Source organism: Pseudomonas brassicacearum (genome assembly GCF_000585995.1).
GTDB lineage: Bacteria > Pseudomonadota > Gammaproteobacteria > Pseudomonadales > Pseudomonadaceae > Aquipseudomonas > Aquipseudomonas brassicacearum_A.
The window spans coordinates 5,953,275-5,969,018 of sequence record NZ_CP007410.1 but is presented as its reverse complement, the minus strand read 5'-3'; the positions used below and the strand labels follow the sequence as shown (position 1 = coordinate 5,969,018).

Annotated in this window: 28 protein-coding genes; all 28 read left to right on the top strand. The window is 54.6% G+C overall.

Translation table 11 applies throughout. The features are described from left to right. The first annotated feature begins 60 nt into the window (after positions 1–60). Complete coding sequence (gene rpsL, locus CD58_RS25690) at positions 61–432, top strand: 30S ribosomal protein S12 (protein ID WP_003186084.1); 372 nt, start codon at positions 61–63, stop codon at positions 430–432. Positions 433–534: 102 nt separating this feature from the next. Then, the gene (gene rpsG, locus CD58_RS25685) at positions 535–1,005 is read left to right on the top strand and encodes a 30S ribosomal protein S7 (protein WP_003186074.1); all 471 of its coding nucleotides are present in this window, start codon (positions 535–537) and stop codon (positions 1,003–1,005) included. Positions 1,006–1,035: 30 nt separating this feature from the next. Further along, entirely contained in the window at positions 1,036–3,141 is a 2,106-nt protein-coding gene (gene fusA, locus CD58_RS25680) for an elongation factor G (RefSeq protein ID WP_025215755.1), read from the top strand. A gap of 30 nt (positions 3,142–3,171) precedes the next feature. After that, on the top strand, positions 3,172–4,365 hold the full coding sequence (gene tuf / locus CD58_RS25675) for an elongation factor Tu (RefSeq protein ID WP_003186071.1): 1,194 nt from the start codon (positions 3,172–3,174) through the stop codon (positions 4,363–4,365). 157 nt (positions 4,366–4,522) lie between these two features. Then, positions 4,523–4,834: a 30S ribosomal protein S10 gene (rpsJ, locus tag CD58_RS25670; RefSeq protein WP_003186070.1), complete on the top strand. Its 312-nt coding sequence runs from the start codon at positions 4,523–4,525 to the stop codon at positions 4,832–4,834. 80 nt (positions 4,835–4,914) lie between these two features. Next, complete coding sequence (gene rplC / locus CD58_RS25665) at positions 4,915–5,550, top strand: 50S ribosomal protein L3 (protein ID WP_003186059.1); 636 nt, start codon at positions 4,915–4,917, stop codon at positions 5,548–5,550. A 12-nt stretch (positions 5,551–5,562) separates the two neighbouring features. Continuing rightward, a complete protein-coding gene (rplD, locus tag CD58_RS25660; RefSeq protein WP_003186057.1) occupies positions 5,563–6,165 on the top strand; it encodes a 50S ribosomal protein L4 in 603 nt (200 codons plus the stop codon). Next, a complete protein-coding gene (gene rplW, locus CD58_RS25655; protein WP_002555488.1) occupies positions 6,162–6,461 on the top strand; it encodes a 50S ribosomal protein L23 in 300 nt (99 codons plus the stop codon). Before rplD ends, rplW begins: the two co-directional genes overlap by 4 nt. 14 nt (positions 6,462–6,475) lie before the next feature. Further along, on the top strand, positions 6,476–7,300 hold the full coding sequence (rplB, locus tag CD58_RS25650; protein WP_003186055.1) for a 50S ribosomal protein L2: 825 nt from the start codon (positions 6,476–6,478) through the stop codon (positions 7,298–7,300). A 16-nt stretch (positions 7,301–7,316) separates the two neighbouring features. Then, positions 7,317–7,592 carry a 30S ribosomal protein S19 gene (gene rpsS / locus CD58_RS25645; RefSeq protein WP_002555486.1) on the top strand — a complete coding sequence of 92 codons (276 nt, stop codon included), beginning with the start codon at positions 7,317–7,319 and terminating at the stop codon, positions 7,590–7,592. 11 nt (positions 7,593–7,603) lie between these two features. Further along, positions 7,604–7,936, top strand: coding sequence for a 50S ribosomal protein L22 (rplV, locus tag CD58_RS25640; protein ID WP_003103908.1), 333 nt, complete (start codon positions 7,604–7,606; stop codon positions 7,934–7,936). Between the two features lie 13 nt (positions 7,937–7,949). After that, the gene (rpsC, locus tag CD58_RS25635; RefSeq protein WP_003176422.1) at positions 7,950–8,636 is read left to right on the top strand and encodes a 30S ribosomal protein S3; all 687 of its coding nucleotides are present in this window, start codon (positions 7,950–7,952) and stop codon (positions 8,634–8,636) included. 12 nt (positions 8,637–8,648) lie between these two features. Then, positions 8,649–9,062 carry a 50S ribosomal protein L16 gene (gene rplP, locus CD58_RS25630; RefSeq protein ID WP_025215754.1) on the top strand — a complete coding sequence of 138 codons (414 nt, stop codon included), beginning with the start codon at positions 8,649–8,651 and terminating at the stop codon, positions 9,060–9,062. Beyond that, on the top strand, positions 9,062–9,253 hold the full coding sequence (gene rpmC, locus CD58_RS25625; protein ID WP_002555481.1) for a 50S ribosomal protein L29: 192 nt from the start codon (positions 9,062–9,064) through the stop codon (positions 9,251–9,253). The genes rplP and rpmC overlap by 1 nt, the downstream gene beginning before the upstream one ends. A gap of 2 nt (positions 9,254–9,255) precedes the next feature. After that, on the top strand, positions 9,256–9,522 hold the full coding sequence (rpsQ, locus tag CD58_RS25620) for a 30S ribosomal protein S17 (protein ID WP_003176419.1): 267 nt from the start codon (positions 9,256–9,258) through the stop codon (positions 9,520–9,522). Positions 9,523–9,545: 23 nt separating this feature from the next. Beyond that, on the top strand, positions 9,546–9,914 hold the full coding sequence (gene rplN / locus CD58_RS25615) for a 50S ribosomal protein L14 (protein WP_002555479.1): 369 nt from the start codon (positions 9,546–9,548) through the stop codon (positions 9,912–9,914). Positions 9,915–9,925: 11 nt separating this feature from the next. Further along, positions 9,926–10,240, top strand: a complete 315-nt coding sequence (rplX, locus tag CD58_RS25610) for a 50S ribosomal protein L24 (protein ID WP_003186046.1) — start codon at positions 9,926–9,928, stop codon at positions 10,238–10,240. Positions 10,241–10,260: 20 nt separating this feature from the next. Then, the gene (gene rplE / locus CD58_RS25605) at positions 10,261–10,800 is read left to right on the top strand and encodes a 50S ribosomal protein L5 (RefSeq protein WP_003186044.1); all 540 of its coding nucleotides are present in this window, start codon (positions 10,261–10,263) and stop codon (positions 10,798–10,800) included. Positions 10,801–10,813: 13 nt separating this feature from the next. After that, a complete protein-coding gene (rpsN, locus tag CD58_RS25600; RefSeq protein WP_003186042.1) occupies positions 10,814–11,119 on the top strand; it encodes a 30S ribosomal protein S14 in 306 nt (101 codons plus the stop codon). 210 nt (positions 11,120–11,329) lie between these two features. Beyond that, the gene (rpsH, locus tag CD58_RS25595) at positions 11,330–11,722 is read left to right on the top strand and encodes a 30S ribosomal protein S8 (protein ID WP_003186040.1); all 393 of its coding nucleotides are present in this window, start codon (positions 11,330–11,332) and stop codon (positions 11,720–11,722) included. 12 nt (positions 11,723–11,734) lie between these two features. Then, a complete protein-coding gene (gene rplF, locus CD58_RS25590; RefSeq protein WP_003186039.1) occupies positions 11,735–12,268 on the top strand; it encodes a 50S ribosomal protein L6 in 534 nt (177 codons plus the stop codon). A gap of 10 nt (positions 12,269–12,278) precedes the next feature. Beyond that, positions 12,279–12,629 (top strand): 50S ribosomal protein L18, encoded by a 351-nt coding sequence (gene rplR, locus CD58_RS25585; protein WP_003186037.1) that lies wholly within the window; start codon positions 12,279–12,281, stop codon positions 12,627–12,629. Positions 12,630–12,632: 3 nt separating this feature from the next. Beyond that, the gene (rpsE, locus tag CD58_RS25580; protein ID WP_003186035.1) at positions 12,633–13,133 is read left to right on the top strand and encodes a 30S ribosomal protein S5; all 501 of its coding nucleotides are present in this window, start codon (positions 12,633–12,635) and stop codon (positions 13,131–13,133) included. A 2-nt stretch (positions 13,134–13,135) separates the two neighbouring features. Continuing rightward, on the top strand, positions 13,136–13,312 hold the full coding sequence (rpmD, locus tag CD58_RS25575; RefSeq protein WP_003176408.1) for a 50S ribosomal protein L30: 177 nt from the start codon (positions 13,136–13,138) through the stop codon (positions 13,310–13,312). 3 nt (positions 13,313–13,315) lie between these two features. After that, the gene (rplO, locus tag CD58_RS25570; RefSeq protein ID WP_003186032.1) at positions 13,316–13,753 is read left to right on the top strand and encodes a 50S ribosomal protein L15; all 438 of its coding nucleotides are present in this window, start codon (positions 13,316–13,318) and stop codon (positions 13,751–13,753) included. Continuing rightward, a complete protein-coding gene (gene secY / locus CD58_RS25565; RefSeq protein ID WP_025215753.1) occupies positions 13,754–15,082 on the top strand; it encodes a preprotein translocase subunit SecY in 1,329 nt (442 codons plus the stop codon). It begins immediately after the preceding gene. A gap of 30 nt (positions 15,083–15,112) precedes the next feature. Continuing rightward, entirely contained in the window at positions 15,113–15,229 is a 117-nt protein-coding gene (rpmJ, locus tag CD58_RS29610) for a 50S ribosomal protein L36 (RefSeq protein WP_002555468.1), read from the top strand. Positions 15,230–15,359: 130 nt separating this feature from the next. Next, complete coding sequence (gene rpsM / locus CD58_RS25560; protein WP_003186020.1) at positions 15,360–15,716, top strand: 30S ribosomal protein S13; 357 nt, start codon at positions 15,360–15,362, stop codon at positions 15,714–15,716. Positions 15,717–15,744 lie beyond the last annotated feature (28 nt).

The window sequence follows — 15,744 nt, the reverse complement described above, 5'->3', positions numbered from 1 at the left end:
CCTGCCATTTTGCTTTTCTTGTAAGACAATAGCGTCGCAAGACAACAGTGGAGCTAGTAGATGGCAACTATCAACCAGCTGGTACGTCAGCCGCGTAAGCGTATCGTCGAGAAATCCGACGTGCCTGCGCTGCAGAACTGCCCGCAACGTCGTGGCGTATGCACCCGTGTGTATACCACCACGCCGAAAAAACCTAACTCGGCACTGCGTAAAGTATGCCGTGTGCGTCTGACCAACGGTTTCGAGGTTTCCTCGTACATCGGCGGTGAAGGCCACAACCTGCAAGAGCACAGCGTGGTCCTGATCCGTGGCGGCCGTGTAAAAGACTTGCCAGGTGTTCGTTACCACACCGTTCGCGGTTCTTTGGATACTTCCGGCGTTAAAGGTCGTAACCAGGGTCGTTCGAAGTACGGTACCAAGCGTCCGAAGTAATCGGCCGTTTTGCAGATTTTAATTTTATTGAGTCGATAAGAGTAAGGTCGGGCACGCATTTGCTGTCCCGGGCTAACCTGAAGACCGTTTGAGGGCTTATCAATGCCAAGACGTCGCGTAGCAGCCAAACGTGAGATTCTGGACGATCCGAAATACGGAAGCCAGATTCTCGCCAAGTTCATGAACCACGTAATGGAAAGCGGCAAGAAAGCCGTTGCCGAGCGTATTGTTTATGGCGCACTGGACAAAGTTAAGGAACGCAAGAACAGCGATCCCCTGGAAATCTTCGAGAAAGCTCTCGACGCCATCGCTCCGCTGGTCGAAGTGAAGTCGCGCCGTGTAGGCGGTGCTACTTACCAGGTTCCGGTCGAAGTTCGTCCGTCCCGTCGTAACGCCCTGGCAATGCGCTGGCTGGTAGACTTCGCCCGCAAGCGCGGCGAGAAGTCCATGGCTCTGCGTTTGGCTGGCGAACTGTTGGACGCTGCTGAAGGTAAAGGTGCTGCAGTTAAGAAGCGTGAAGACGTGCACCGTATGGCTGAAGCCAACAAGGCTTTCTCGCACTACCGCTTCTAATTTTAGCGTCACTCAATTTGCGAGGGCTTTATGGCTCGTACTACACCGATTAACCGCTACCGTAACATCGGTATCGTTGCTCACGTGGATGCTGGTAAAACCACCACCACTGAGCGCGTCCTTTTTTACACCGGCAAAAGTCACAAGATGGGCGAGGTGCATGATGGCGCCGCGACCACCGACTGGATGGTGCAGGAGCAGGAGCGTGGTATTACCATTACTTCTGCTGCCATTACCGCTTTCTGGAAGGGTTCTGAGAAGCAGTACAAGGACGAGCACCGCTTCAACGTCATCGACACCCCGGGCCACGTGGACTTCACCATTGAAGTAGAACGTTCCCTGCGCGTGCTCGACGGCGCGGTCGTTGTGTTCTGCGGCACCTCGGGTGTTGAGCCTCAGTCGGAAACCGTATGGCGTCAGGCCAACAAGTACGGTGTTCCACGTCTTGTTTACGTGAACAAGATGGACCGTGCTGGTGCCAACTTCCTGCGCGTGATCGGTCAGATCAAGCAGCGTCTGGGTCACACTCCGGTGCCGATCCAGCTGGCTATCGGTTCCGAAGACAACTTCCAGGGTCAGATCGATCTGATCAACATGCAAGCTGTCTACTGGAACGATGCTGACAAGGGTATGGTTCCTGTTCGCAAGGACATCCCGGCAGAGTTGCTGGAAGAAGCCGAGAAGTGGCGCGGCAACATGGTTGAGGCTGCGGCCGAAGCCAACGAAGAGCTGATGAACAAGTACCTCGAGGGTGAAGAGCTCACCAACGAGGAAATCAAGGCTGCTCTGCGTCAGCGTACTATCGCTGGTGAGATCGTCCTGGCTGTTTGCGGTTCTTCCTTCAAGAACAAGGGTGTTCCCCTGGTTCTCGACGCCGTGATCGACTTCCTGCCTGCGCCGACCGACATTCCTGCCATCAAGGGTACTGACCCGGATGACGAGACTATCGAGCTGGAGCGTCATGCAGACGATAGCGAGCCGTTCTCGGCTCTGGCGTTCAAGATCGCTACCGACCCATTCGTGGGTACCTTGACCTTTGTCCGGGTTTACTCGGGCGTGTTGAACTCCGGCGACGGCGTGATCAACTCTGTAAAAGGCAAGAAAGAGCGTGTGGGTCGTATGGTGCAAATGCACGCAAACGCCCGCGAAGAGATCAAGGAAGTTCGCGCTGGTGACATCGCGGCCTTGATCGGCATGAAGGACGTCACCACGGGTGAGACTTTGTGCAACGGCGACAAGCCAATCATCCTTGTTCGCATGGACTTCCCGGAGCCGGTTATTTCGGTTGCCGTTGAGCCAAAGACCAAGGATGACCAGGAAAAAATGGGTATCGCTCTGGGCAAGCTTGCTCAGGAAGATCCATCTTTCCGCGTCAAGACTGATGAAGAGACCGGTCAAACGATCATCTCTGGCATGGGCGAGCTGCACTTGGACATCCTGGTTGACCGGATGCGCCGTGAGTTCAACGTCGAAGCCAACATCGGCAAGCCTCAGGTTTCCTATCGTGAGCGCATCACGAAGAGCTGTGAGATCGAAGGCAAGTTCGTTCGCCAGTCCGGTGGTCGTGGTCAGTTCGGCCATTGCTGGATCCGTTTTGCACCTGCTGACGAAGGTCAGGAAGGTCTGCAATTCTTGAACGAAGTCGTAGGTGGTGTGGTTCCTAAGGAATACATCCCGGCGATCCAGAAGGGTATCGAAGAGCAGATGAAGAACGGCGTTGTTGCCGGCTATCCGCTAATCGGCCTGAAGGCGACTGTGTTCGATGGTTCTTACCACGACGTCGACTCCAACGAGATGGCGTTTAAGGTGGCTGCTTCCATGGCAACCAAGCAACTGGCCCAAAAGGGCGGTGGTGAGTTGCTTGAGCCGATCATGGCAGTAGAAGTCGTTACGCCTGAAGACTACATGGGTGATGTCATGGGCGACCTTAACCGTCGTCGTGGCATGATTCTGGGTATGGAAGATACGGTTTCCGGCAAGGTCATTCGTGCCGAGGTTCCGTTGGGTGAAATGTTCGGTTACGCGACCGACGTTCGTTCCATGTCTCAGGGTCGCGCAAGCTACTCTATGGAATTCAAAAAATACAATACAGCTCCGTCGCATATCGTCGAAACTGTTACCAAAAAACAAGGCTGATTCAGCCCTTTAGGCAAGGAGTTAATTGTCGTGGCTAAAGAAAAATTTGATCGTTCCCTACCGCACGTCAACGTTGGCACCATTGGTCACGTTGACCACGGTAAAACCACTCTGACTGCAGCTCTGACTCGCGTCTGCTCCGAAGTTTTCGGTTCGGCCGTCGTTGCTTTCGACAAGATCGACAGCGCTCCGGAAGAAAAGGCTCGTGGTATCACCATCAACACCGCGCACGTTGAGTACAACTCTTCGATTCGTCACTACGCTCACGTTGACTGCCCAGGTCACGCTGACTATGTGAAGAACATGATCACCGGTGCTGCCCAGATGGACGGCGCGATCCTGGTTTGCTCGGCCGCTGATGGTCCGATGCCACAAACCCGTGAGCACATCCTGCTGTCCCGTCAGGTAGGCGTTCCGTACATCGTTGTCTTCCTGAACAAGGCTGACATGGTTGACGACGCTGAGCTGCTGGAACTGGTTGAGATGGAAGTGCGCGATCTGCTGAGCACTTACGACTTCCCAGGTGACGACACTCCGATCATCATCGGTTCGGCTCTGATGGCTCTGAACGGCCAAGACGACAACGAAATGGGTACCACCGCTGTCAAGCGTCTGGTAGAAACTCTGGACAGCTACATCCCAGAGCCAGTTCGTGTTATCGACAAGCCATTCCTGATGCCAATCGAAGACGTATTCTCGATCTCGGGTCGCGGTACTGTTGTAACCGGTCGTATCGAGCGCGGTATCGTCAAGGTTCAGGATCCACTGGAAATCGTTGGTCTGCGTGACACTACCGTCACCACCTGCACCGGTGTTGAAATGTTCCGTAAGCTGCTCGACGAAGGTCGTGCTGGCGAGAACTGCGGCGTTCTGCTGCGTGGTACCAAGCGTGACGACGTTGAGCGTGGCCAGGTTCTGGTTAAGCCAGGTTCGGTTAAGCCGCACACCAAGTTCGAAGCTGAAGTGTACGTTCTGAGCAAAGAAGAAGGCGGTCGTCACACTCCGTTCTTCAAAGGCTACCGTCCACAGTTCTACTTCCGGACCACTGACGTGACCGGTAACTGCGAACTGCCGGAAGGCGTTGAAATGGTAATGCCAGGCGACAACATCAAAATGGTTGTCACCCTGATCAAAACCATCGCGATGGAAGACGGTCTGCGTTTCGCTATCCGTGAAGGCGGTCGTACCGTCGGCGCTGGCGTCGTAGCCAAAATCATCGAGTAAGCTCTTTCTTGAGTAAGCTTCGATGAATTGAAGAAGCCCCCGCCTAGCGGGGGCTTTTTTATTGGGTTGACACCTATATGGGTCGTCTATAGAATTGCGCCTCCTTTTAACGGGCGTATTGCGCTCGGTGGGAATAGCAGCCGGAGTCTGAAATCCAATGCAAAATCAGCAAATCCGTATCAGGTTGAAGGCTTTTGACCATCGCCTGATCGACCAATCCACCCAGGAAATCGTGGAAACCGCGAAACGTACTGGTGCTCAAGTGCGTGGTCCAATTCCACTGCCTACCCGTAAAGAGCGGTTCACCGTTCTGGTCTCCCCGCACGTCAACAAAGACGCGCGTGACCAGTACGAGATCCGTACTCATAAGCGCGTTCTGGACATCGTCCAGCCAACGGATAAAACCGTTGATGCTCTTATGAAGCTCGATCTTGCGGCCGGTGTGGAAGTGCAGATCAGCCTCGGCTAAGACTCGGTCTTAGTCGTGTAACGCTCTGAAATGGGCGGCCATAGCGGGTGAAAGCCCCGTACACTCATGAGGTTTACAACATGACTATTGGTGTAGTCGGTCGTAAATGCGGTATGACCCGTATTTTCACCGAAGAAGGTGTCTCCATTCCGGTCACGGTCATTGAGATCGAGCCGAATCGCGTCACCCAGTTCAAAACTGAAGAGACCGATGGCTATCGTGCAGTGCAAGTCACTGTCGGCGAGCGTCGTGCTTCGCGTGTAACAGCTGCTCAGGCTGGCCACTTCGCCAAGGCGAACGTTGCCGCTGGTCGTACCGTAATGGAATTCCGCCTTGAAGAAGGCGAGTACCAGGCCGGCGATCTGATCAACGCTGAAATCTTCGCTGCTGGTCAACTGGTTGATGTAACCGGTCAGTCCAAAGGTAAAGGCTTCCAGGGTACGATCAAGCGTTGGAACTTCCGCGGGCAAGATAACACCCACGGTAACTCCGTATCCCACCGCGTTCCAGGCTCTATCGGCCAGTGCCAGACTCCTGGTCGTGTATTCAAGGGCAAAAAAATGTCCGGTCATATGGGCGCTGAGCGCGTGACCGTGCAGTCCCTCGAAGTAGTGCGCGTGGACGCTGAACGCAATCTGTTGTTGGTCAAGGGCGCTGTTCCTGGCGCTACTGGCGGCAACTTGGTTGTACGTCCAGCAGCCAAGGCTCGCGGTTAAGGGGAAGCTGACATGCAATTAAATGTAAATGACGCTCAAGCGATCGAAGTTTCCGAACTGACATTTGGCGGCGAATTCAACGAGACGCTGGTTCACCAAGCAGTCGTGGCCTACATGGCCGGCGGCCGTCAAGGTAGCAAGCAGCAAAAGACCCGTTCCGACGTTTCTGGTGGCGGTAAGCGCCCATGGCGTCAGAAAGGTACTGGCCGTGCTCGTGCCGGTACTATCCGTAGCCCAATCTGGCGTGGCGGCGGTACCACTTTCGCAGCTCGTCCTCAGGATCACTCCCAGAAGCTGAACAAGAAGATGTATCGCGCAGCAATGCGTTCCATCCTTGCTGAGCTGGTGCGTACTGATCGTCTGGTCGTGGTTCAGGACTTTGCTGTTGAAGCACCGAAAACCAAAGATCTGCTGAACAAGCTGAATGGCATGGGCCTGACTGACGTCCTGATCGTGTCTGACGCTGTTGATCAGAACCTGTACCTGGCTGCTCGTAACCTGCCACACGTTGATGTCCGTGACGTGCAAGGTTCCGATCCAGTTAGTCTGATCGCATACGACAAGGTGTTGATCACCGTGTCGGCCGTGAAGAAATTCGAGGAGCTGCTGGGATGAACCAGGAACGCGTATTTAAAGTTCTGCTTGGCCCGCACGTTTCCGAGAAGGCTACGGTTCTGGCAGACAAGAAAGGCCAGTTCGTTTTCAAGGTTGCGACCGACGCAACCAAGCTGGAAATCAAGAAGGCCGTCGAAAGCCTGTTCAGCGTGAAAGTAGAGCGCGTGACTACCCTGAATGTTCTGGGTAAAAGCAAGCGCACTGCTCGCGGTCTGGGCAAGCGTAATGACTGGAAGAAGGCAGTTATCTCCCTTCAGCCAGGCCAAGATCTCGATTTCAGCAGCAGTGCTGAGTAAGGAAGGGGTGCATCATGGCAATCGTTAAATGCAAACCGACTTCCCCTGGCCGCCGTTTTGTGGTCAAGGTGGTCAACCAGGAGCTGCATAAAGGCGCTCCTCACGCACCGCTGCTCGAGAAAAAATCGAAGTCTGGTGGTCGTAACAACAATGGCCGTATTACCACTCGTCACATCGGTGGTGGTCATAAGCAGCATTATCGTCTGGTCGACTTCCGTCGTAACGACAAGGATGGCATCGCTGCCACCGTCGAGCGTATCGAATACGATCCAAACCGTACTGCTCACATCGCTCTGCTGCTGTACGCAGATGGCGAGCGTCGCTACATCATCGCCCCTAAAGGCGTGAGCGCTGGCGACCAGCTGATCGCAGGTGCCTTGGCACCGATCAAGCCGGGCAACGCTCTGCAACTGCGCAACATTCCAGTTGGTAGCACCGTACACGGCATCGAATTGAAGCCAGGTAAAGGCGCGCAAATCGCTCGTTCCGCTGGTGCTTCGGCTCAGCTGATCGCTCGTGAAGGTGTCTACGTGACCCTGCGTCTGCGTTCTGGTGAGATGCGCAAAGTACTGGCTGAATGCCGTGCGACCCTGGGCGAAGTCTCGAACTCCGAGCACAGCCTGCGTTCGTTGGGTAAAGCTGGTGCCAAGCGCTGGCGTGGCGTTCGCCCAACCGTTCGTGGTGTTGCCATGAACCCGGTTGACCACCCACATGGTGGTGGTGAAGGTCGTACCTCTGGTGGTCGTCATCCGGTATCGCCATGGGGCTTCCCGACTAAGGGCGCGAAGACTCGTGGTAATAAGCGTACCGACAAAATGATCGTCCGTCGTCGCAAGTAAATAGAGGGATACGACAGTGCCACGTTCTCTGAAAAAAGGTCCTTTTATTGATCTTCACCTACTGAAGAAGATCGAAGTGGCGGCGGAAAAGAATGATCGCAAACCAGTTAAGACCTGGTCGCGTCGTTCGATGATCCTGCCACAAATGGTCGGTTTGACCATCGCAGTACACAACGGTCGCCAGCACGTCCCAGTTCTCGTGAACGAAGACATGGTCGGCCACAAACTGGGCGAGTTTGCCGGTACCCGCACATACCGTGGGCACGTGGCTGACAAGAAAGCCAAGCGTTAAGGGGTTAGGAAATGGAAGTAGCCGCTAAGTTGTCGGGCGCTCGAATCTCCGCCCAGAAAGCCCGCTTGGTCGCCGACCAGATCCGCGGGAAGAAGGTGGGCGAAGCGCTCAACCTGTTGGCTTTCAGCAGTAAGAAAGCCGCCGAGATCATGAAAAAAGTGCTGGAGTCGGCCGTAGCCAACGCCGAGCATAACGAAGGCGCAGACGTTGATGACCTGAAAGTCAGCACCGTTTTCGTCAACGAAGGGCGTTCGCTGAAGCGTATCATGCCGCGTGCCAAAGGCCGTGCTGATCGCATCGTCAAGCGGTCTTGCCATATCACTGTCAAGGTTGCTGACAAGTAACGGAGTCGAAGAGATGGGTCAGAAAGTACATCCCATTGGCATTCGCCTGGGAATCGTCAAGGAGCACACCTCCGTCTGGTACGCAGACGGTCGGACTTATGCGGACTATTTGTTCGCTGATCTGAAGGTGCGTGAGTATCTCCAAGACAAACTAAAAAGCGCGTCCGTAAGCCGTATCGATATCCATCGTCCGGCTCAGACTGCACGTATCACCATCCACACCGCTCGCCCAGGTATCGTTATCGGGAAGAAAGGTGAAGATGTTGAGAAACTGCGTCAGGACCTGACCAAGCAAATGGGTGTGCCTGTGCACATCAATATCGAAGAGATCCGTAAGCCGGAGCTCGACGGTATGCTGGTTGCGCAGAGCGTAGCTCAGCAGCTGGAGCGTCGCGTAATGTTCCGTCGCGCTATGAAGCGCGCTGTACAGAACGCAATGCGCATTGGTGCCAAAGGCATCAAAATCCAAGTGAGCGGTCGTCTCGGCGGTGCTGAAATCGCACGTACTGAATGGTATCGCGAAGGTCGTGTGCCACTGCACACCCTGCGTGCCGACATCGACTATGCCAACTACGAAGCTCACACCACCTATGGTGTGATCGGTGTAAAGGTTTGGATCTTCAAAGGCGAAGTAATTGGTGGTCGCCAAGAAGAGCTGAAACCACAAGCACCAGCGCCTCGTAAAAAAGCTGCTAAGTAAGGGGTACGCCAAATGTTGCAACCAAAGCGTACGAAGTTCCGCAAGCAGATGACCGGTCACAACCGTGGCCTGGCATTGCGCGGTAGCAAAGTCAGCTTCGGCGAGTTCGCGCTGAAGTCTGTTGCTCGTGGTCGTCTCACCGCTCGTCAGATCGAGTCAGCGCGTCGTGCTCTGACCCGTCACGTAAAACGTGGCGGCAAGATCTGGATCCGTGTATTCCCGGACAAGCCTATTTCCAAGAAGCCACTCGAAGTTCGGATGGGTAAAGGTAAGGGTAACGTCGAATACTGGGTTGCCCAGATTCAGCCAGGCAAAGTCCTGTATGAAATCGAGGGTGTAACTGAAGAGCTGGCGCGTGAGGCTTTTGCCCTGGCTGCTGCAAAGCTGCCGCTCGCCACCGCCTTTGTTAAACGGACGGTGATGTGATGAAAGCGAATGAACTTCGTGAAAAATCAGCACAGCAGCTGAACGAGCAACTGCTCGGCCTGCTGCGCGACCAGTTCAATCTGCGTATGCAGAAAGCAACTGGCCAGTTGGGGCAGTCTCATCTGCTCTCGCAAGTTAAGCGTGACATCGCTCGCGTGAAAACTGTGCTCAACCAGCAGGCAGGTAAGTAATCATGGCTGAAGCCGAAAAAACTGTCCGTACGCTGACTGGCCGTGTTGTCAGCGACAAGATGGACAAAACCATCACCGTTCTGATCGAGCGTCGCGTTAAGCACCCGATCTACGGTAAATACGTTAAGCGTTCGACTAAGCTGCACGCGCACGACGAAACCAATCAGTGCCACATCGGCGACAAAGTCACTATTCGTGAAACTCGTCCTTTGGCCAAGACCAAGTCTTGGGCGCTGGTTGATGTTCTCGAACGCGCTGTGGAAGTCTAAGGACTAGGGGTCGGAGAAATTATATGATTCAGACTCAATCCATGCTCGATGTGGCCGATAACAGCGGCGCTCGCCGCGTTATGTGCATCAAGGTGCTGGGTGGCTCCCATCGTCGTTACGCTGGTATTGGTGACATCATCAAAGTTACCGTGAAGGAAGCAATTCCTCGCGGTAAGGTGAAAAAAGGCCAAGTGATGACTGCTGTTGTAGTCCGCACTCGTCACGGCGTTCGCCGTGCAGATGGCTCCATTATCCGCTTTGATGGCAACGCTGCTGTTCTTCTGAACAACAAGCAAGAGCCGATCGGCACCCGTATCTTTGGGCCAGTGACCCGTGAACTTCGTACTGAGAAGTTCATGAAGATCGTCTCGCTCGCCCCAGAAGTGCTGTAAGGAGATCCGACATGCAAAAGATTCGTCGTGACGACGAGATCATCGTGATCGCCGGCAAAGACAAAGGTAAGCGCGGTAAGGTGCTGAAGGTTCTTGCTGACAACCGTCTGGTTGTTGGTGGTCTGAACCTGGTCAAGCGTCATACCAAGCCTAACCCGATGTCGGGCGTACAGGGCGGTATCGTCGAGAAAGAAGCGCCACTGCACGCTTCTAACGTCGCCATTTTCAACGGCGAAACCAACAAGGCTGATCGCGTTGGTTTCAAAGTAGAAGACGGTAAGAAAATTCGTGTCTTCAAGTCGACCCAAAAAGCGGTTGATGCTTGAACACTGCTAGGTAGAAGACCATGGCACGACTAAAAGAGATTTACCGGAAGGAAATCGCACCGAAACTTAAGGAAGAACTTAAGCTTTCGAACGTGATGGAAGTTCCGCGCGTTACCAAAATCACCCTGAACATGGGTCTGGGCGAAGCGATCGGTGACAAAAAAGTCATCGAGCACGCTGTTGCTGACCTGGAAAAGATCACCGGTCAGAAAGTCGTTGTGACTTACGCTCGGAAATCCATCGCTGGCTTTAAAGTCCGTGAAGGTTGGCCGATCGGCGTCAAAGTGACCCTGCGCCGTGAGCGTATGTACGAGTTCCTGGATCGTCTGCTGTCGATCTCCCTGCCTCGGGTTCGCGACTTCCGCGGCCTGAATGCCAAGTCCTTCGATGGTCGTGGTAACTACAGCATGGGCGTTAAAGAGCAGATCATTTTCCCGGAAATCGATTACGACAAGATTGACGCTCTCCGCGGTCTGGACATTACCCTGACCACCACTGCTCGGACGGATGACGAAGGTCGCGCACTGCTGCGCGCTTTCAAATTCCCGTTCCGCAACTGATTGGAGTAGGAAAATGGCCAAGAAGAGCATGAAAAACCGTGAGCTGAAGCGTCAGCTCACCGTTGCCAAGTACGCCACCAAGCGTGCAGCGCTGAAAGCTATCATCGTTGATCTGAACGCAAGTCCAGAAGCACGTTGGGAAGCTACCGTAGCACTGCAGAAGCAGCCACGTGACGCAAGCGCTTCGCGCATGCGTAACCGCTGCCGCCTGACTGGTCGTCCGCACGGCGTGTACCGCAAGTTCGGCCTTGGCCGTAACATGCTGCGTCAAGCTGCAATGCGTGGTGACGTTCCAGGTCTGGTTAAAGCCAGCTGGTAAGCACGATCGAAGTCTCGGTGTGCAGGGTCGCAAGATCCTGACCACCGGTGACCTTGAACTTGAATCAAGCCCCTCATGGGGCTTGATTCATTTGTGGGGTGTGTCTAGAATACCCGGCTCGCCTGAGCCCGTGCTTTTTTTGCGCGGATGCACTCGGCGACACGTACTAGCCGCAAGGCTAATTTTTTGTGTATTAGGAGCGTCTAGCCCATGAGTATGCAGGACCCGTTAGCGGACATGCTAACTCGTATCCGTAATGCCCAGATGGCTGAAAAGTCCGTCGTAAGCATGCCATCTTCTACGTTGAAGGTAGCTGTTGCCAAAGTCCTGAAGGACGAAGGTTACATTGCGGGTTATCAGATCAGCAGCGAAATCAAGCCACTGCTGTCCATCGAGCTGAAGTACTTCGAAGGCCGTCCGGTCATCGAGGAAGTGAAGCGCGTTAGCCGTCCAGGCCTGCGTCAGTACAAGTCCGTCGATGATCTGCCAAAAGTTCGTGGCGGTCTCGGTGTGTCTATCGTCTCCACCAACAAAGGTGTGATGACGGATCGTGCTGCGCGCGCTGCCGGTGTCGGCGGCGAAGTTCTTTGCACTGTGTTCTAAGGGGGGATAAGCATGTCACGCGTCGCTAAGAACCCCGTTAAGCTGCCAGCCGGTGTCGAAGTCAAATTCGCAGGCCAACAGCTTTCGGTGAAGGGTGCCAAGGGCACTCTGCAACTGAACATCCATTCGTCCGTTGAGATCGTTGAAGAAGCTGGTGAGCTGCGTTTCGCTGCTCGCAATGGCGATCAACAGACTCGCGCAATGGCTGGTACCACTCGTGCGTTGGTAAACAACATGGTCCAAGGCGTAAGCCAAGGCTTCGAGCGCAAGCTCCAGCTGGTCGGTGTTGGTTACAAAGCGCAAGCAAAAGGCACAGTGCTGAACCTGGCTCTTGGCTTCTCGCACCCAGTGGATTATGAACTGCCGGAAGGCATCACCGCTGAGACTCCTAGCCAGACCGATATCCTGATCAAGGGCATCGATAAGCAGCTGGTAGGTCAAGTGGCCGCCGAGATCCGCGACTTCCGTCCACCAGAGCCGTACAAAGGCAAAGGTGTGCGCTACGCGGACGAAGTCGTCCGTCGTAAAGAAGCCAAGAAGAAGTAGGGCATAGCAAATGACCGACAAAAAAGTTACTCGACTGCGTCGCGCTCGCAAAGCACGCCTGAAAATGCACGAACTCGAAGTCGTGCGTCTCTGCGTGTTCCGCTCGTCGCAGCACATCTACGCCCAGGTCATTTCGGCCGACGGCAACAAAGTCCTGGCAAGTGCCTCGACTTTGGATAAAGAACTGCGTGATGGTGCCACTGGCAACATCGACGCGGCCACTAAGGTTGGCCAGCTGGTCGCTACGCGTGCAAAAGCCGCTGGCGTCTCGCAGGTGGCTTTCGACCGCTCTGGCTTCAAGTACCACGGCCGCGTCAAGGCGCTGGCTGATGCTGCTCGTGAAGCTGGGCTGGAGTTCTAAGTTATGTCAAATAACGACCAAAAGCGCGACGAAGGCTACATTGAGAAGCTGGTTCAAGTTAACCGCGTAGCCAAAACCGTTAAAGGCGGCCGTATCTTCACCTTCACCGCGTTGACCGTGGTAGGTGATGGTAAGGGGCGCGTTGGCTTCGGCCGTGGCAAGTCGCGTGAAGTGCCTGCTGCGATCCAGAAGGCAATGGAAGCTGCTCGCCGCAACATGATCCAAGTTGATCTGAACGGCACCACTCTGCAGTACGCAATGAAGTCTGCCCATGGCGCTTCGAAGGTGTACATGCAGCCTGCTTCTGAAGGTACCGGTATCATCGCTGGCGGCGCTATGCGTGCTGTCCTCGAAGTTGCTGGCGTTCAGAACGTTCTGGCCAAGTGCTACGGCTCGACTAACCCGGTAAACGTGGTTCACGCCACTTTCAAGGGTTTGAAAGCAATGCAGTCTCCTGAATCCATTGCCGCCAAGCGTGGCAAAAGCGTCAAGGAGATCTTCTGATCATGGCTACCGTAAAAGTTACGCTGATCAAAAGCATGACCGGCCGCATCCCTAACCACAAACTGTGCGTTAAGGGTCTGGGTCTGCGTCGCATCGGTCACACTGTAGAAGTCCAGGATACTCCCGAGAATCGCGGGATGATCAACAAGGCTTACTACATGCTGCGTGTCGAGGGTTAATCGATGAAACTCAATGATCTGAGTCCAGCGCCGGGTTCCCGTCGCGAAAAGCATCGTCCGGGCCGTGGTATCGGTAGTGGTTTGGGCAAGACCGGTGGCCGTGGCCACAAAGGTCAGACCTCCCGCTCCGGTGGCACCATTGCTCCAGGCTTTGAAGGCGGTCAACAGCCGCTGCATCGTCGTCTGCCGAAGTTCGGTTTCGTTTCCCTGAAGGCCATGGATCGCGCAGAAGTGCGTCTGTCCGAGCTGGCTAAAGTGGATGGCGACATCGTCACCGTGCAGTCCCTGAAGGATGCCAACGTGATCAACCAGAACGTACAGCGTGTGAAAATCATGCTGTCGGGCGAAGTTGCTCGTGCTGTCACCATCGGAAAGGGAATCGGCGCCACCAAAGGTGCGCGTGCGGCTATCGAAGCAGCTGGCGGCAAGTTCGAGGAATAAATGGCTAAGCAAGGTGCTCTCTCTGCGCTCGGCAAAGGCGGTATGTCTGAACTCTGGGCTCGTCTGCGTTTTCTGTTCCTGGCGATTATCGTCTACCGAATAGGCGCACACATCCCGGTTCCAGGTATCAACCCGGACCGACTCGCGGACCTGTTTCGACAGAATGAGGGGACCATTCTTAGCTTGTTCAACATGTTTTCCGGCGGCGCGCTGGAGCGGATGAGCATCTTTGCACTGGGGATCATGCCGTACATTTCGGCATCGATCATCATGCAGTTGATGACCGCCGTCAGCCCGCAGCTGGAGCAGTTGAAGAAGGAAGGTGAAGCTGGCCGTCGCAAGATCAGCCAGTACACCCGCTACGGCACTGTCATCCTCGCTCTCGTTCAAGCCATTGGCATGTCCATTGGCCTGGCGGGGCAGGGTGTTTCGTTCACTGCGGACTTTAGCTTCTATTTCGTTGCGGTAACCACATTTGTGGCAGGCGCGATGTTCATGATGTGGCTGGGTGAGCAGATTACTGAGCGTGGTGTTGGCAACGGTATCTCGATGTTGATCTTCGCAGGTATCGTCGCCGGTCTTCCGAGAGCGATCGGGCAGTCTTTCGAGTCTGCGCGTCAGGGTGATATCAACATTTTCGCCCTGGTTGCCATCGGTTTGCTGGCAGTAGCGATTATCGGTTTCGTGGTGTTCATTGAGCGTGGTCAGCGGCGTATTGCTGTTCACTACGCCAAGCGTCAGCAGGGCCGTAAGGTGTTTGCTGCGCAGACTAGCCACTTGCCGTTGAAGGTGAACATGGCCGGCGTCATTCCGGCTATTTTCGCGAGCAGCATTCTGCTGTTCCCGGCTTCGTTGGGTGCCTGGTTCGGCCAGTCTGAAGGTATGGGCTGGTTGCAGGACATCTCGCAGTCGATCGCTCCTGGTCAGCCGTTGAATATTCTGCTGTTTAGTGCAGGGATTATTTTCTTCTGCTTCTTCTATACGGCGTTGATGTTCAATCCGAAAGACGTAGCGGAAAACCTGAAGAAGTCCGGTGCCTTTATTCCGGGCATCCGTCCAGGTGAGCAGTCTGCGCGCTACATTGATGGCGTTCTGACTCGCTTGACCATGTTCGGTGCTCTTTACATGACGGCCGTCTGTCTGTTGCCCCAGTTCCTGGTGGTTGCGGCAAACGTACCGTTCTACCTTGGCGGGACCTCGTTGCTGATCGTGGTCGTGGTTGTGATGGACTTCATGTCCCAAGTACAATCGCACCTCGTTTCGCACCAGTACGAATCCCTGATGAAGAAAGCCAACCTGAAGGGCTACGGCAGCGGCATGTTGCGCTGAGTAGCGTCCATAAGGTTCGAGGAGTTGGTGATGAAAGTTCGTGCATCGGTGAAAAAGCTGTGCCGTAACTGCAAGATTATTCGCCGCGAAGGTGTTGTTCGGGTAATTTGCAGCGCGGAACCGCGTCACAAACAGCGCCAAGGCTGAGTGTGATTGTGCTTTAAGCCCGGCAGCTAGTGCGCTGCCGGGTTGATTATTTGTTATTACAGCGATATTATCTCGCGCCCTATTTCTTGGCTTCCGGGGCGTAGGTAGCTGTCAATTGGAGTCCCACTGAATGGCCCGTATTGCAGGCGTTAACATTCCAGATAACAAGCATACTGTTATCTCGCTGACCTACATCTATGGTGTTGGTCGCACTACTGCACAGAAAATTTGTGCAGTGACTGGGGTCAACCCAGCGGCAAAGATCAAAGATCTGAGCGACGAGCAGATTGAACAGCTGCGTGGCGAAGTGGCGAAGTTCACCACTGAAGGTGACCTGCGTCGCGAAATCAACATGAAAATCAAGCGCTTGATGGACCTCGGTTGCTATCGCGGTCTGCGTCATCGTCGTGGTCTTCCAGTACGCGGTCAGCGTACCAAGACCAACGCGCGTACCCGTAAAGGTCCGCGTAAGCCGATCCGCAAGTAATCGCCCCAGCGAATCGACAGGAATTTAA

Coding starts and splice junctions, on each gene's coding strand:
- rpsL (WP_003186084.1), top strand. CDS start 61: ATGGCAACTATCAACCAGCTGGTACGTCAGCCGCGTAAGCGTATCGTC.
- rpsG (WP_003186074.1), top strand. CDS start 535: ATGCCAAGACGTCGCGTAGCAGCCAAACGTGAGATTCTGGACGATCCG.
- fusA (WP_025215755.1), top strand. CDS start 1,036: ATGGCTCGTACTACACCGATTAACCGCTACCGTAACATCGGTATCGTT.
- rpsJ (WP_003186070.1), top strand. CDS start 4,523: ATGCAAAATCAGCAAATCCGTATCAGGTTGAAGGCTTTTGACCATCGC.
- rplC (WP_003186059.1), top strand. CDS start 4,915: ATGACTATTGGTGTAGTCGGTCGTAAATGCGGTATGACCCGTATTTTC.
- rplD (WP_003186057.1), top strand. CDS start 5,563: ATGCAATTAAATGTAAATGACGCTCAAGCGATCGAAGTTTCCGAACTG.
- rplW (WP_002555488.1), top strand. CDS start 6,162: ATGAACCAGGAACGCGTATTTAAAGTTCTGCTTGGCCCGCACGTTTCC.
- rplB (WP_003186055.1), top strand. CDS start 6,476: ATGGCAATCGTTAAATGCAAACCGACTTCCCCTGGCCGCCGTTTTGTG.
- rplV (WP_003103908.1), top strand. CDS start 7,604: ATGGAAGTAGCCGCTAAGTTGTCGGGCGCTCGAATCTCCGCCCAGAAA.
- rpsC (WP_003176422.1), top strand. CDS start 7,950: ATGGGTCAGAAAGTACATCCCATTGGCATTCGCCTGGGAATCGTCAAG.
- rplP (WP_025215754.1), top strand. CDS start 8,649: ATGTTGCAACCAAAGCGTACGAAGTTCCGCAAGCAGATGACCGGTCAC.
- rpmC (WP_002555481.1), top strand. CDS start 9,062: ATGAAAGCGAATGAACTTCGTGAAAAATCAGCACAGCAGCTGAACGAG.
- rpsQ (WP_003176419.1), top strand. CDS start 9,256: ATGGCTGAAGCCGAAAAAACTGTCCGTACGCTGACTGGCCGTGTTGTC.
- rplN (WP_002555479.1), top strand. CDS start 9,546: ATGATTCAGACTCAATCCATGCTCGATGTGGCCGATAACAGCGGCGCT.
- rplX (WP_003186046.1), top strand. CDS start 9,926: ATGCAAAAGATTCGTCGTGACGACGAGATCATCGTGATCGCCGGCAAA.
- rplE (WP_003186044.1), top strand. CDS start 10,261: ATGGCACGACTAAAAGAGATTTACCGGAAGGAAATCGCACCGAAACTT.
- rpsN (WP_003186042.1), top strand. CDS start 10,814: ATGGCCAAGAAGAGCATGAAAAACCGTGAGCTGAAGCGTCAGCTCACC.
- rpsH (WP_003186040.1), top strand. CDS start 11,330: ATGAGTATGCAGGACCCGTTAGCGGACATGCTAACTCGTATCCGTAAT.
- rplF (WP_003186039.1), top strand. CDS start 11,735: ATGTCACGCGTCGCTAAGAACCCCGTTAAGCTGCCAGCCGGTGTCGAA.
- rplR (WP_003186037.1), top strand. CDS start 12,279: ATGACCGACAAAAAAGTTACTCGACTGCGTCGCGCTCGCAAAGCACGC.
- rpsE (WP_003186035.1), top strand. CDS start 12,633: ATGTCAAATAACGACCAAAAGCGCGACGAAGGCTACATTGAGAAGCTG.
- rpmD (WP_003176408.1), top strand. CDS start 13,136: ATGGCTACCGTAAAAGTTACGCTGATCAAAAGCATGACCGGCCGCATC.
- rplO (WP_003186032.1), top strand. CDS start 13,316: ATGAAACTCAATGATCTGAGTCCAGCGCCGGGTTCCCGTCGCGAAAAG.
- secY (WP_025215753.1), top strand. CDS start 13,754: ATGGCTAAGCAAGGTGCTCTCTCTGCGCTCGGCAAAGGCGGTATGTCT.
- rpmJ (WP_002555468.1), top strand. CDS start 15,113: ATGAAAGTTCGTGCATCGGTGAAAAAGCTGTGCCGTAACTGCAAGATT.
- rpsM (WP_003186020.1), top strand. CDS start 15,360: ATGGCCCGTATTGCAGGCGTTAACATTCCAGATAACAAGCATACTGTT.